General features: G+C 46.5%; 9 protein-coding genes and 1 pseudogene. 4 read left to right on the top strand and 6 right to left on the bottom strand.

Annotated elements, in window-relative coordinates; all coding sequences use genetic code 11:
• The first annotated feature begins 123 nt into the window (after positions 1-123).
• From VIB_RS11495 to VIB_RS11510, 4 genes are all read left to right on the top strand, one after another.
• The gene (locus VIB_RS11495; RefSeq protein ID WP_004396086.1) at positions 124-1,092 is read left to right on the top strand and encodes a TAXI family TRAP transporter solute-binding subunit; all 969 of its coding nucleotides are present in this window, start codon (positions 124-126) and stop codon (positions 1,090-1,092) included.
• A 360-nt stretch (positions 1,093-1,452) separates the two neighbouring features.
• A complete protein-coding gene (locus tag VIB_RS11500; protein ID WP_004396087.1) occupies positions 1,453-4,035 on the top strand; it encodes a TRAP transporter permease in 2,583 nt (860 codons plus the stop codon).
• Between the two features lie 68 nt (positions 4,036-4,103).
• The gene (locus VIB_RS11505) at positions 4,104-4,541 is read left to right on the top strand and encodes a universal stress protein (protein WP_040904710.1); all 438 of its coding nucleotides are present in this window, start codon (positions 4,104-4,106) and stop codon (positions 4,539-4,541) included.
• Positions 4,542-4,659: 118 nt separating this feature from the next.
• A complete protein-coding gene (locus VIB_RS11510; RefSeq protein WP_004396088.1) occupies positions 4,660-5,061 on the top strand; it encodes a DUF2061 domain-containing protein in 402 nt (133 codons plus the stop codon).
• Between the two features lie 37 nt (positions 5,062-5,098).
• Here the strand turns inward: VIB_RS11510 and VIB_RS11515 are convergent, their stop codons facing one another.
• From VIB_RS11515 to rng, 6 genes and pseudogenes are all read right to left on the bottom strand, one after another.
• Entirely contained in the window at positions 5,099-5,890 is a 792-nt protein-coding gene (locus VIB_RS11515) for a glycosyl hydrolase 2 galactose-binding domain-containing protein (RefSeq protein ID WP_040904711.1), read from the bottom strand.
• Between the two features lie 139 nt (positions 5,891-6,029).
• A complete protein-coding gene (gene rraB / locus VIB_RS11520) occupies positions 6,030-6,452 on the bottom strand; it encodes a ribonuclease E inhibitor RraB (protein ID WP_004396090.1) in 423 nt (140 codons plus the stop codon).
• Between the two features lie 132 nt (positions 6,453-6,584).
• Positions 6,585-8,031, bottom strand: a pseudogene (gene tldD / locus VIB_RS11525) (metalloprotease TldD).
• Positions 8,028-8,861, bottom strand: a complete 834-nt coding sequence (locus VIB_RS11530) for a carbon-nitrogen hydrolase family protein (RefSeq protein WP_004396091.1) — start codon at positions 8,859-8,861, stop codon at positions 8,028-8,030. Before VIB_RS11530 ends, tldD begins: the two are co-directional and overlap by 4 nt.
• 15 nt (positions 8,862-8,876) lie before the next feature.
• Positions 8,877-12,743, bottom strand: a complete 3,867-nt coding sequence (locus VIB_RS11535) for a YhdP family protein (protein WP_004396092.1) — start codon at positions 12,741-12,743, stop codon at positions 8,877-8,879.
• A 12-nt stretch (positions 12,744-12,755) separates the two neighbouring features.
• Positions 12,756-14,225, bottom strand: a complete 1,470-nt coding sequence (gene rng, locus VIB_RS11540; RefSeq protein ID WP_004396093.1) for a ribonuclease G — start codon at positions 14,223-14,225, stop codon at positions 12,756-12,758.
• Between the last annotated feature and the right edge of the window lie 10 nt (positions 14,226-14,235).

Here is a 14,235-nt window from a genome sequence, read left to right on the forward strand (position 1 = left end):
AACCAAACGACTTGCCGAGGGCGCTAACCGCGCAATAACCTCAAGTCATCAGGGGAAAGGAATCATACCCCTCGACAACCGTACAAGCTCTTTGGGAATAATAAATAAAAGGAAGGGATATTCATGTTATTGAACAAGATCATTAAAGTGGGTGCTATCGCTGCGGCTGTCATGGGAGCGAGTGCGGTTCACGCTCAGGAATTTATTACTATTGGTACTGGAGCCGTAACCGGCGTTTACTATCCAACTGGCGGTGCCATTTGTCGCTTAGTGAATCGAGACCGTCAAGAGCACAATATTCGTTGCTCTGTGGAATCAACCGGTGGTTCGATTTACAACGTCAATACCATGCGTAATGGCGAGCTCGATTTTGCTATCGTTCAATCTGACTGGCAATACCACGGTTATAATGGCACCAGTCAGTTTTCTGAACTCGGCCCTTACAAAAAGCTACGCGCGATGTTCTCTTTGCATACTGAACCTTTTAACATCATCACTCGCGCAGACTCGGGCATCAATAATGTAAAAGATCTTGAAGGAAAACGCGTTAATATCGGAAACCCAGGCTCCGGTGATCGCGCCACCATGCAAGTGGTAATGGACGCCTTTGGCTGGACCAATAGCAGTTTCAGACTGGCCTCTGAACTAAGAGGTTCTGAGCGCTCACAAGCGTTATGTGATAATCGTATTGATGCCTTTATCTATATGGTCGGACATCCCAATGGAGCCATCCAAGAGGCGACGACTTCTTGTAATGCTAAATTAGTCTCAGCAACTGGACCTGAAGTAACAAAAATTGTAGCCGAACGTCCTTACTACGCTTACAGCACCATTCCTGCGGGCATGTATCGTGGGACCGATAACGAAGTGACAAGCTTTGGGGTTGCCGCCACACTGGTAACCAGTGCCGATGTCTCCGATGAAGTTGCTTATAATGTTGCTAAAGCGGTATTTGAAAACTTTGATACCTTTACTCGTCTTCATCCCGCCTTTGCAACCTTGAAAAAAGAAGACATGGTCAAAGCCGGTCTTTCTATTCCGCTCCACCCTGGTGCTGAAAAATATTACAAAGAGGTTGGTTTACTAAAATAAATCGCGATTCGTTGTAGGTAGTCGACCCATCCTCCAATCCCCATGCCCAGCATACGGCGCGTGGGGATTGATTGGCGGTCTCTACTCAAAGTACTTTGTTTTATGGCTATCTATTTCTTCTCCTGACAACCATGGCTGACACAGTAAAGTGACTGAACATCCGCATTTTTAGGGAGAGGCATAGAATGATTATTTATTTGCACAGCACCCTCTTCTATTGAGCCTTCAGCGAACACCATACAGCCTAACGCTCAGCGTTATGTTGTGAGTCTCCATGTACTTGAGAGTATCAATACCGTTCACTGACTATCGGCTGCACAATAGAAAAGGGATAAACCATCAATATTAAGGATAACGTACATGACGCAGGCAACAACTCCGTCGCAGGATGTGCAAGAGATGGTTGCACAGGCAGATACTGGCGCAAGAAATCCACAGGGTTTCTCTGGGCGCATTTTGTGGTTTGTACCACTGTGCTGGTCTCTTTTCCAACTTTGGTATGCTTCACCCCTGCCATTTATTTTTAACTTTGCGATTTTAAATGATACCGAAGCTCGCGCTATCCATTTAAGCTTTGCGGTTTTTCTCGCTTTTACTGCTTATCCCGCGTTAAAACATTCTCCCCGTGACCGCATACCAGCCGTGGATTGGGTCTTAGCTCTTGCGGGCAGTTTCTCGGCTGCTTATATCTATCTTTTTTATACTTCTTTATCCGGTCGCTCAGGCGCCCCCACCGATACTGACATCATTGTCGCTGGTATGGGTATGCTGTTGCTACTGGAAGCTACGCGTCGTGCATTAGGTCCGCCGTTAATGTGTGTGGCAGGGCTATTTTTGCTCTACACCTTTGCTGGGCCACATATGCCCGACGTCATCGCACACAAAGGGGCAAGCTTTAATAAGGCCATGTCCCATCTCTGGCTGACTACTGAAGGCGTATTTGGTATCGCTTTAGGGGTTTCGACTTCTTTTGTGTTCTTATTCGTGCTCTTTGGTGCGATGCTAGAACGGGCTGGTGCTGGTGCTTATTTTATCAAAGTCGCGTTTTCTTTACTCGGTCACATGCGTGGCGGACCGGCGAAAGCAGCCGTTGTCGCCTCAGGACTGTCCGGTTTAGTCTCAGGGTCGTCGATAGCCAACGTGGTCACAACCGGAACCTTTACTATTCCGCTCATGAAGCGAGTGGGCTTTTCTGGTACGAAAGCTGGAGCCATCGAAGTTGCCGCTTCAACCAATGGCCAGCTTACGCCACCAATCATGGGCGCTGCGGCCTTTTTGATGGTCGAATACGTGGGTATCTCTTATGTCGAAGTGATACGAGCGGCACTGCTGCCTGCGCTTATCTCGTACATAGCGCTTATCTATATTGTCCACCTCGAAGCCTGTAAAGCAGGGATGACCGGCCTACCTCGCCGTCGCCCTTCAACATTACTCAACAGTTTGCTCTCTTTCACTGGCACCATTTTAGGGTTATGTGTAGTGAGTGCAGTGGTCTATTACGGGGTCGGTTGGACAAAAGATGTGTTTGGCGCGGCAGCGACACCGATCGTCACGCTGGCACTGTTAATCTGTTATTTTTTGCTGTTGAAAATCTCCGCTCAATACACTCACGAGCGTGAATTTAGTTTGGATGAAAACATTCAGGAAATCCCAGACGTTGGCCCTACAGTTAAATCTGGACTGCATTACTTACTGCCGATCGTTGTCTTAGTCTGGTGTTTGACCGTTGAGCGTTTCTCCCCCGGATTGTCGGCTTTCTGGGCCAGTGTGTTTATGATTTTTATTCTCTTAACGCAAAGACCGATCATTGCTTGGTTTAATCGCACTAACGATGCCGCTCAACAAGCCAAAGCTGGCATTACAGACTTACTCGAAAGTTTAGTGTCTGGTGCACGCAATATGATAGGGATTGGTGTCGCGACTGCAGCCGCTGGGACCGTGGTTGGTGTAGTCACCTTAACGGGCATTGGCTTAGTGATGACCGACTTTGTCGAATTTATCTCTGGCGGTAACATTATGCTGATGTTGCTGTTCACCGCTGTGATCAGCTTACTTTTAGGCATGGGATTACCGACAACTGCCAACTACATTGTGGTATCAACGTTGATGGCTCCGGTGATCGTCACCTTAGGCGCACAGAGTGGATTGATCATTCCATTAATTGCCGTACACCTGTTTGTATTTTATTTCGGTATTTTAGCCGATGATACGCCCCCTGTCGGCCTGGCTGCTTTTGCTGCTGCCGCGATAGCAAAATCGGACCCCATTCGTACCGGTATTCAAGGCTTCACCTACGACATACGAACCGCTATTCTGCCATTTATGTTTATCTTTAATACCCAGTTATTACTGATGGGCATTGAATCATGGTGGCACTTAGCCTTAACTGTCGGCTCCTCGATCATCGCCATGCTGTTATTTTCAGCCGCGACTCAAGGCTGGTGGTTTACCAAAGCAAAATGGTGGGAAGTCCTGTTGCTATTGTTGCTGACCTTTAGCTTTTTACGACCTGGATTTTGGTGGGACAAAATTTATCCGGCTAAGTATCAATACCCAGGTACGGACTTAGCCTATATCGTCGATAAAGCGCCAGTGGGTCAACCAATTGTGATGATCGTCGCCGGAGAAACCTTAATGGGCGACTATGTGTCGAAAACCGTGCAACTGCCGTTTGATGATCGAGCGCTAACGGCCGAAGAACGGATTCGTTCGATGGGGCTTACCGTTAATAAGATCAATAATCGAATGTTGATCGACGCTGTTGAGTTTCGTAGTCCAGCTGAAGCGGCCGGGATCGATTTTGATTGGGAAGTCCGTACGGTAGTCGTGGATAGTGATCGTCCAATGAAAGAATGGGTCTTTGTCCCTGCACTGTTGCTGACCTTACTGCTTGGCTGGAACCAAAGACGCCGCGCCCTCAAAAAAACGACGATACAACCTTAACCCATTGTGACTTTGCTTTCCCCTGCCTGTCGAATCTGCGGGGGAAAGCCATACAGAGATCAGAAACCATGTATAAACATATCTTAGTCCCCGTCGATTTAAATGAACAAGGCTTTGCTGATAAAGCCGCACAAAGTGCGGTATGGCAAGCAAGACACAGTGGTGCTCAACTGCATCTTTTAACGGTACTGCCGGGTATTCACATGTCGATGGTCGCAACTTATTTCCCGCGTGACGCTGCCAATAAAATGAAACAAGACGTTGGGCAACGTTTACAAGCGTTTGCTCAGCAGTATCTGCCAGAGGACATTCACTATCAGTTGCATGTCGCTGAAGGAAAGCCCTATACGACCATTCTGGAGTATGCAGCCAAGCTCAAGGCAGAGTTAATTATTATGCCCAGCCATAAACGCTCACGAATGGACAAAGTGATGCTCGGTTCGGTAGCCAGCAAGGTCGTCGAGAACGCCCCCATCCCCGTTTTAGTCATCAAACCGCAAGGTTAATTAGCAAACGGAAGGTTCATCGATTTTACCGATGAGATTAATTGTTCGATTCTCCTTTTCTTTTTGAGAATAATTATCAATAATGTTTACATCAAAAAGAAATAGGTGGGACCGGATCATGAAAAAAACACTCAGCTTCGCTGCTATTCACTTTACCATCGCTTTTACTATCGCTTATCTACTGACAGGCGATATCATTCTCGGTAGTTTAATCGCTATGCTGGAACCGATGGTCAATACTGTCGCTTTTTATTTCCATGAACGGGTATGGACTCAGCATCCAGCACTGCAACGTTACGCGGGCAAGACTCGGATAAAAACCGCCAGCTTCGCCGTCATCCACTTTAGCGTTGCTTTTGGTATTGCTTATTTACTCACTGGAAGTTGGTTAATTGGCGGCATCATGGCGATGATTGAACCCAGCTTTAATACCTGTGCTTACTACTTTCATGAAAAAGTATGGCAAAGTTTGCATCCACAGAAAAAAGGCACCGACAAACACTTTGGCTGTGCACACTAGGTAAGATGAGCCAAAATGATCGGATCCACCCGCCGCGTTATAACGGAAAATGAGTGACACATAAAGTGTCACTCAATGCGAGTTTAACCGAGGCTTGTTGTCCGTCTAACTCAACATCAATCGTATAAAGATCTTCAGGATTCGGTTTTTCTGCGTCGTAATAGCGAGGCGCATCGACTTGGAAAATAGCCGTCACATGATCACTGCGTACATCTATCGGTAAATGGTAAGTCATACCATCAAAACGAACCGCAGCAGATACTAAACCACTCGCGTAGGTGGTGAAGTAAAGATTCACTAACAGCTCACAGCCACCACCATGATGCCAGATTTGCTCTGTCGTCAGATGTTCAAGACGTAAGTGAGAAATAGCCTGTAAATAAGGCGCTCGCCAAATCCCCATCCTCGAGTCGTATGCGACTCGCTTTTCTTCACCAAGCGGACAAATTGGCTCTTCAATCAACCAATCGTCTTCCTGATTTAAGAATAAAATTTCAAACCGATTTCGACCTAACTTAAGCAGCAAGCGGATCTCTTTTTTATAACGATGTTGCGTCCCATCACAATCAAAAATAGCGGCACCATTAAGACGCACTTCGGCTGGATAATCGATGCCTTCTATCACGACATCAATAGCAGCAAACGCTAAGAGATGGTCATCGACTTCAATATCATGCATTAAATGCCATTCTTGCTGCGCGAGATCATGCTCGGCCAATTCACTTGGCAAGGCGCAACTGAATGGATTGGGAAAATAAAGATCAACTTGAGGAATGGATACGTCTGTCAGAGGCGAAAGCTGCCATGGACCAGAGAGAGAAAGCTGCATTGTCATTGATTATCTTGAGCAAATTTATCTCATATATACCTGAGCGGGATCAAAAATACCAGCCGGCTGACTGGTATTTACTGTGACAAATTAATTGCTCACTGTGGCCGCGTTAATCGATAACGGCAACCACTGAAGGTTAGGCTTGCTCTTCGTCTTCGTCATCTTCTTCTGGATAAAGGGCATCTTCACCTTCGTAATACGTGCCCCACCCATCGTAGATAACATCAAACTTTTCAGCTAACTCGACCAATTTTGCGACTTGCTGATCGATCGCTTGCGGGTCCAAAACCGATTGCATCGTCGCATCAAAACAGAACAGTTTATGACCATCTTCATCTTCAGTCTCTTCCGCTTCCAATACTTCAAAACCCAGTTTGAAAGCTTCAACGGCCGCTTTCTCTAAAATTTCAAAATCTTCAGCAAACAAGTGATGCTCGATATCGTACAAGGCTTCTGGATCACTGCCGTCGTCGAGTAGTGCTTGGATAATATCGCGAGTCTCTTCTTTTTGCATTTCGATAAAGGCTTCAACAGAGAGATATTCATCTTCATGAGACATAATGGTGACTCCAGAGTTTATAAACAGGCTCAAAAATTAGCGCGAAATATCGCACGGATCGTCAATAATTACTACCGAGAAAAGCCGCTTTACACTAACTTCTCGTGTAAGCGGCCGATTTTATTCCGTCAATTATTCTGTCCCACCCACAGTTAACGCATCCAACTTCAACGTTGGTTGGCCAACACCGACCGGAACACTTTGTCCCGCTTTACCACAGACACCAACACCGCGATCAATACTCAGATCATTACCGACCATTGAGACTTGCTGCATCGCTTCAATGCCAGAGCCAATTAATGTCGCTCCCTTGATAGGGCGTGTCACTTTACCATTTTCAATCAAATACGCCTCTGAGGCCGAGAAAACAAATTTTCCAGAAGTAATATCCACTTGCCCCCCCCCCAAAATTAGGCGCGTAAATCCCTTTCTTAACACTGGCAATGATCTCTTCTGGAGTATGCTCGCCGGGTAACATATAGGTATTGGTCATGCGAGGCATCGGCAAATGAGCATAGGATTCACGACGACCATTTCCCGTTGGGGCAACGCCCATTAAATGCGCATTGTGCTTATCTTGCATGTAACCTTTAAGCACACCTTTTTCAATCAGCACATTGTATTGACCGTGGACCCCTTCATCATCGACATTCAATGAACCACGTAAATCCTTTAACGTTCCATCATCGACAATCGTGCACAGCTTAGAGGTCACTTGCTGACCGATTTTTCCAGAGAAAACAGAAGACCCTTTACGATTGAAATCACCTTCCAAGCCATGCCCTACCGCTTCATGCAATAAGACACCAGGCCATCCAGAACCCAATACTACTGGCATGGTACCCGCAGGAGCTGCCACCGCTTCTAAATTCACCAACGCTTGGCGAATCGCTTCATCGGCGTAGGCAAAAGCAATTTTTTGGCCATTTTCTTCATTTAAAAAGTAATCATAATTAAATCGGCCGCCGCCTCCTGCGCTGCCGCGCTCACGACGATCGCCTTTTTTAGCCAACACGGAGATCGATAAACGCACCAACGGACGAATATCACCAGCATAAGTCCCATCAGTTGCCGCAACCAGCATCTGTTCATGAACCCCACTCAGGCTCACCGAGACTTCTTGAATCAAAGGCTCTTTGGTTCGAATATAAGCATCGAGCTGTTGTAGTAGCTCAGTTTTTTTCTGTTTTTGCCAATTCTCTAATGGGTTATCCGCCGCATAATATGCTTGGTTATCACTGCGTCGAAACGCCTGAACCTGACCATTTTTGGCTTGAGTCGCAATGCCTCGTGCGGCAATCGCACTTTGCTTTAATCCATCAAGCTGAATTTGATCCGAGTAAGCAAAACCGGTTTTTTCACCGCTGATCGCCCGTACACCAACCCCACAGTCGATATTAAATGAACCATCTTTAATAATGCTATCTTCTAAAACCAGCGATTCATGCCAACTCGATTGAAAATAGAGATCAGCATAATCAATATCGCGAGTCATGATACTGGCTAGCGTGTCAGCAATATCCTGTTCAGTCAGGCCGGTTGGGGCGAGTAACGCTTGTTCAATACGGGTAATACTCATAGCGGATTCTTTTTCTCTATAAATTGATGATGAAAACGTGTGTGCTCAAGCACGGGCATGTTTTGACGAATAGTTTGCAGCGAGCGTAAATCAATATCGACCAAGAGATTATCGGCTTCACAACCGAGAGCGGCAGTGATCTCTCCCCAAGGGTTGATCACCATCGAATGTCCCCAAGTCTGCCTTCCCCCTGAGTGCTGCCCTGTTTGTCCAACGGCGACGACCCAACACTGAGTTTCAATCGCTCTCGCCCGTAATAACAACTCCCAGTGGGCTTGACCAGTCACCGCGGTAAACGCAGCAGGGACCAGTAAAATTTGTGCACCTTTTCGGCGTAGCTCACTGTATAAGGTAGCAAAACGCAGATCATAACAAATCGATAAGCCTAAATTAGCCAATCCCGTGTTCGCTACCACTACGCGCTGCCCCGCACAGAATAACGACGATTCACGATAACAGCGATGCTGATCAGCGACATCAACATCGAACAAGTGTAGCTTATCATAGTCTGCTAGCCATTCGCCCTGAGGTCCGAATAAAATCGAGGTGCTGGTGATCCCCGTTGTGCGCCGAATGGGTAAGCTCCCCAGCAGTAAATAAACCTGATGCTGTTTAGCCAATAGAGCGAACCGCTGCTGAATAGGTCCTACATTCAATGGCTCTGCATTTTGCTGGTATTGCATATGGCTAGCAAATAGGGTCGCGTTTTCTGGCGTGACTATCAATTGTGCGCCTTGGCTCGCCAGCTGGGCGACCTGCTGTTCAATGTAGCTTAGGTTATCATTTACGACGTCACTTGACGTCATTTGCACCAATCCTATTCGCAGCATGATTCTCTCCTTGGCTTATTTTTTTAGCCGCTCAGGCAACTTAAATTCCCCTTTACGACGTGATATTTCACGTACATTCGGCGAGTTCAAAGGCCCTTTAACCTCATAATTAACTTGAGTAAACACCTCAACGACCGGTGAAATAACCGTAGTGATCGCTAACACATATAAGGCGGTAACTGGAGTAACGGCAAACGCTGTCATCACAGGGATCCCAGAGGTAAGATCAGGAACAAAGTTCACTTGTGCATCCACCATCTGGGTATTGAGATCCGCCATACCACGGATGGTCATTTCACCAGCAATCGCATCCATTTTAATATTATTGGTCACAAAAATACCTTGCTCGATATCTCCACTACCCGTTATACGGCTGAACGCCATCCCTTTGTCAAAAATATCGCTAAAATCGAGCTGCATTTTACGAATGATCGAATCGAGACTGAATAATCCAAGCAGATTCGCCGCCCCACTGACATTAGAAATAACCCCTTTACCTAATTCCGTTTCTACCGAACCCCGTAAGGTATTAATCCGCATCGACCATGGCGCACCGTCCCATTCGCTATGACTTTTCAGCGAAAACGGGGCTCGTTGTATCCCTGAGGTGATCCCAAAACGTTCCATAAGATCACTGTTATTCTCGCCTTGCATATCGATATTCATCAGGGTATGACTGTGATCTTCAGTTAGTGTCCACTCACCACTAATATTGATTTGATTGGTACCGCTGACAATATCAATTTTTTTCCAAGCTAAAGTATCGCCCTGACGCTGAAAGTCCATACTCAGCTTACCGACGCTGTATCCTTGTAGCCAAAAATCATCAATCACGAGAGTGAGATTCGGCATTAACTGATGAAAACGTCGCTCAAACTCGGAGATCAGTGGCGCATCTTGCTTTTCTCTATCAATCAACAGACTGTGACCTTGATGTTGATCGAGCTGTGGAAGATAGAGGTGGAGACGTTGTAAAGCCACCGTCAGATCATAAGGTTGAATATAACTGGCTTGGCCTTGCATCTCTTGGCTATTGACCGTTACTGACCATCCAAGATTTTTTTGGCGTGCACTGAAGGCAACATCATGCCACTCTAAACCAGCGAAAGTGAGCTCTTGGACATCAACGTCGACTCGCTCAGGAATCGGCAGACTTGGCGTTTGCAATTCAGCTAACACACTGACCGCTTGGCTATCCGGTTGCTGATCAAGAATATCCAACCATTGATCAAGATTAAATCTCTCACTGCGAATCTGAACATCATGCCCGGCGACAGGGCTCATTTTAAAACTGCCTTGCCCCAGCAACAAATAGCTTGCCGTTAAGTGTGGCACTGGCTGAGTAATATCAATCTCAGTTTGGTACTTCGCATCAGGCAGTTGTAAACGAGCGGACACCGTTTGCTGGTTACCTGAGGCTTGCAAACGTGCCGTGCCTTGACGGTTGGCAGGTTTACCCAAAGGATATGGATAGTCACTCGCGATAGACTGTAAATTAGCCTGTGCATCGATTTGATAAGTAAAGCCAACATCATTGAGCTGAATATTGACCCCCATTTGCCAAGGCGCATGACCAGTGACCGGCGCTATCCAGTGCTCACCGACATAAGGCGCTAGCGGCAAGATATCCCAGTCACCGACTAAATCGATTCCGACATGATAACCTTGCGCGGCACTCTCACCTTTAAAATCAAAGGAAATCGGTTGTGTGAGCAGCTCGCCGGTTAGCCCTGCGGCCGAGACCTGATCATTATCAAAATGAATTCGTCCCGAAACACCATTTAACGTCATTGGTGGCGTGTTGATCTCAACCTGATTATTCATCAAATCGGCCCACCCCCACGCTCGAACATCATGACCATGCGCAAAAGGAATCGCTAATTGGAACTGAGAATTGACCAGCCCACGTACGTCAATCGCGGTTAATGCAGCGCCAACGGAATCGACTAATGGGCTTGCGGTCATATAATCTCGCACTGCATTACCTTGAGCTTTCACCGTGGCACTGAGTTCTAACCAACCATCTTCAGACAAGTGAGCAATTTGCCCAACAATCCGCTCCGCCTCGACATCCATTAATGTCGCTGACCGAGAATCAAGGTACATGGATTCATTTTCAAACAGTAGATCAAGCTGTAGATCGGTGATCGCTGGCCAGGCGGTATCAAAGCTGAATTTCGCGTTTTTTAAACCGACCCAAGCTTGGAAAATACCGTTGTTATCCTGATAAGGAAACGCGGCTAGTTCGCCATACCAAAGTAATTTAGCAGTATCAACGTTACCGCCCTGAATCGATGTCGATAAGTAATCGGTAAGAGACTGGCCCAGTGCTCTCGTAGGTAAATAACGCCACGTTTCGCCCGCATTGTAGAGATCGGCTTCGGCATAAAAAGATAAGAAGGGCTCTCCTTGCGCCGGAAAATCAAGCCGAAATGCACCTAATACTTGAAGATCATCGGTCGCAGCGCTTACCTTATCGGCCCATAAACGCCAACCGTTTTCATCACGCTGCCACACCAGATCAACCGCGCCTTGACGCAGAGACAGCGGCGCTTGAAACACATCACCATAAGGCAGAGTTTCATCAGTCAAGCTCGCATGTATCACGGCGCTCTCTGCCGTCCCTCGGATAGTGGCTTGCAGATGCTCGATCCCGGGCAACAAATCCCACTGCTTAATCCCGCCTTGATTCAGTCGAACAGAATACTGGATATCATCGTCTTGATTCACTGACAGCCGTACATCATCCAACAAACCATGGGGTTCTAAATGTGTAAGCCAGCTTTGTGCCGTTTGTGAATTTGGTATCAGTCTGACTAATGGCGTTAGGGTTGGTAGCGCCAGTTGAGAGACATTCAAACGCCAACCTTGTGGCTGCCAGTCTAAAGCGAAATCCAATTCCGGCCATGGATTATCATCGGTTCGCAACTTGAGTGAGTGAGCGCTAACTTGCCAACCATCTTCGGTGGGAAAGAGTTGAACAATCCCCGACTCTAGCAGTAACTCATGCCGTTCCGTATCATGCCACGCGAGCTCTGAAGGTTTGAGCTCAACATAACCATCAATAGGCTGGTTATGTTGCAACGTGATCCAAGCATTAAAACTGATCAAACCACGCTCAATGCCCGTGGCATCAGCCAAATAACGCGTCAACCATGGACGAACTCGCAGTTTATCGGCGCTGATATAAAATTGCCCCGAAACATCACGCAATGAACCATGATCTTTAAAGTGAGCACTTACTTTTAATGAGTTAATTTCGCTATCGGCTAAACTGATGATCCCTTCCGCGATGTGTTGACGTCCACGATTCTTCCAATGCAGTTTTTCGACATCTAATTGACGAAAGTCGCCTGCCATCGTTTGATAGAGGATGGTCGAATCTTGGATAGAAAAATCATCGAGCTGACGTAGGAATAAATCGTCTAAGCGCTGTAGAATTCGTCCTTGATCACCGGTTTGGCTTGACGGCTCATCCGATGCTTGGTTAATTGCCAACCAATCGACAGAACGAACATCGAGATTTAATTGATGAATAACGAGATTGGCCACCACAGGCGCCCGCTGTCTGAAGCTTTCTAATAAATCAAACTCGACATCAATCCGCGCGGTTTCAAGTTGTATTTGACTGCCATCAGGCAGGTTCGCCTGAACCCCTTGCAGAGCAAGCGAAGGATGGGTATTACGCCAAAAGCCACGCACATCGGCAATGGTAATTTGAATTTGGGTTTGTTCACCAACCCACTGTTGAATCTCGTCTTTAAAACGATTCATTTCTGGTAAGACGATACGTAAAGTGGTGATGACCAAGGCCAACACCACCAACAGACTTACCAGTAACCACAACACTATCCGCCTAAGGCGAGTTAATATCGAAAGCACTCACAATCCTACTTACATCATGACAACATCAAATTGCTCTTGTACATATAAAGGTTCCGCTTGAATACGAACTTGCTTACCGATAAACACCTCTAATTCAGCAAGTGAGTGAGACTCATCCCCTTGTAAGGTATCCGCGACGGCCGGTGAGGCATACACGACAAATTTATCAGCGTCATAAGCACGATTCACTCGGGTAATCTCACGTAAAATTTCAAAACAGACCGTCTCAACGGTTTTTACGCTGCCACGCCCTTCACAAGTTGGACAAGTCGAACACAGAACATGTTCAATACTTTCGCGAGTTCGTTTACGGGTCATTTCCACTAAGCCTAATTGAGTAAAACCATTGATATTGGTTTTTACTCGATCTTTGCTTAACGCCGCTTCAAGAGAAACCAATACACGCTTACGATGGTCATCTGAAATCATATCGATAAAATCAATGATGATGATCCCGCCAAGATTACGCAATCTCAGCTGACGCGCAATGGCTTGAGTGGCTTCGACATTGGTATTAAAAATCGTTTCTTCGAGATTTCGACGCCCAACAAAAGCTCCGGTATTGATGTCCACGGTGGTCATTGCTTCCGTTTGATCAATGATCAAGTAGCCACCCGATTTCAACTCAACTTTTCGTTCTAACGAGCGCTGAATCTCATTCTCGGTGTCATACATATCAAAAATCGGCTTATCGCCTTCATACAAGCTTAATTTATCGGTCAGTTCAGGGACGTATTCAGAGGTAAACTCAAGCAAATTATCGAATTCTGTTCGCGAATCGACCAAAATCTTGGTTAACTCAGTACCAACAAAATCACGTAAAATTCGCTGCGCTAGACCCAGCTCACCATACAACGTGGTACGCGTTTTGTATTTCGCGCGCCGCTCCATGATTTTGGTCCATAGCCGTTTTAAAAACGCAGCATCTTGTGCTAACTCTTTTTCATTCGCCCCTTCAGCTGCGGTGCGAATAATAAAGCCGCCATGTTCATCACAATATTGACCGACGACACTTTTTAAACGATTTCGCTCTCGCTCACTTTCAATGCGTTGCGAAACACCGACATGAATGGCACCCGGCATATAAACCAAATAGCGAGAAGGAAGCGTGATATCCGTGGTTAAGCGAGCGCCTTTGGTGCCTAATGGATCTTTCACCACTTGCACCACAATATCTTGCCCTTGACGCACTAGCTCAGAAATATCGCGCACCTTAAACTGTTGCTTCTCATTTTCAGCAACGCATTCTGTGTGGGGCACAATATCAGAGGCGTGCAAAAATGCCGCTTTATCTAAACCAATATCAACAAACGCCGCCTGCATACCGGGTAAGACACGACTGACTTTGCCTTTATAAATATTCCCGACAATACCCCGTTTGGCTTCACGTTCTATGTGGATCTCTTGCAGTACTCCACCTTCAATCATCGCTACCCGAGTTTCACTTGGGGTAACGTTTAACAACAACTCCGCACTCATGAGCGCACCT

This window comes from Vibrio metschnikovii CIP 69.14 (assembly GCF_000176155.1).
In the GTDB taxonomy this organism is placed as follows: domain Bacteria; phylum Pseudomonadota; class Gammaproteobacteria; order Enterobacterales; family Vibrionaceae; genus Vibrio; species Vibrio metschnikovii.

Bases quoted from the DNA above. Each gene is read 5' to 3' on its own strand.
- VIB_RS11495 (WP_004396086.1), top strand. From the start codon at position 124: ATGTTATTGAACAAGATCATTAAAGTGGGTGCTATCGCTGCGGCTGTC.
- VIB_RS11500 (WP_004396087.1), top strand. From the start codon at position 1,453: ATGACGCAGGCAACAACTCCGTCGCAGGATGTGCAAGAGATGGTTGCA.
- VIB_RS11505 (WP_040904710.1), top strand. From the start codon at position 4,104: ATGTATAAACATATCTTAGTCCCCGTCGATTTAAATGAACAAGGCTTT.
- VIB_RS11510 (WP_004396088.1), top strand. From the start codon at position 4,660: ATGAAAAAAACACTCAGCTTCGCTGCTATTCACTTTACCATCGCTTTT.
- VIB_RS11515 (WP_040904711.1), bottom strand. From the start codon at position 5,890: ATGCAGCTTTCTCTCTCTGGTCCATGGCAGCTTTCGCCTCTGACAGAC.
- rraB (WP_004396090.1), bottom strand. From the start codon at position 6,452: ATGTCTCATGAAGATGAATATCTCTCTGTTGAAGCCTTTATCGAAATG.
- VIB_RS11530 (WP_004396091.1), bottom strand. From the start codon at position 8,861: ATGCTGCGAATAGGATTGGTGCAAATGACGTCAAGTGACGTCGTAAAT.
- rng (WP_004396093.1), bottom strand. From the start codon at position 14,225: ATGAGTGCGGAGTTGTTGTTAAACGTTACCCCAAGTGAAACTCGGGTA.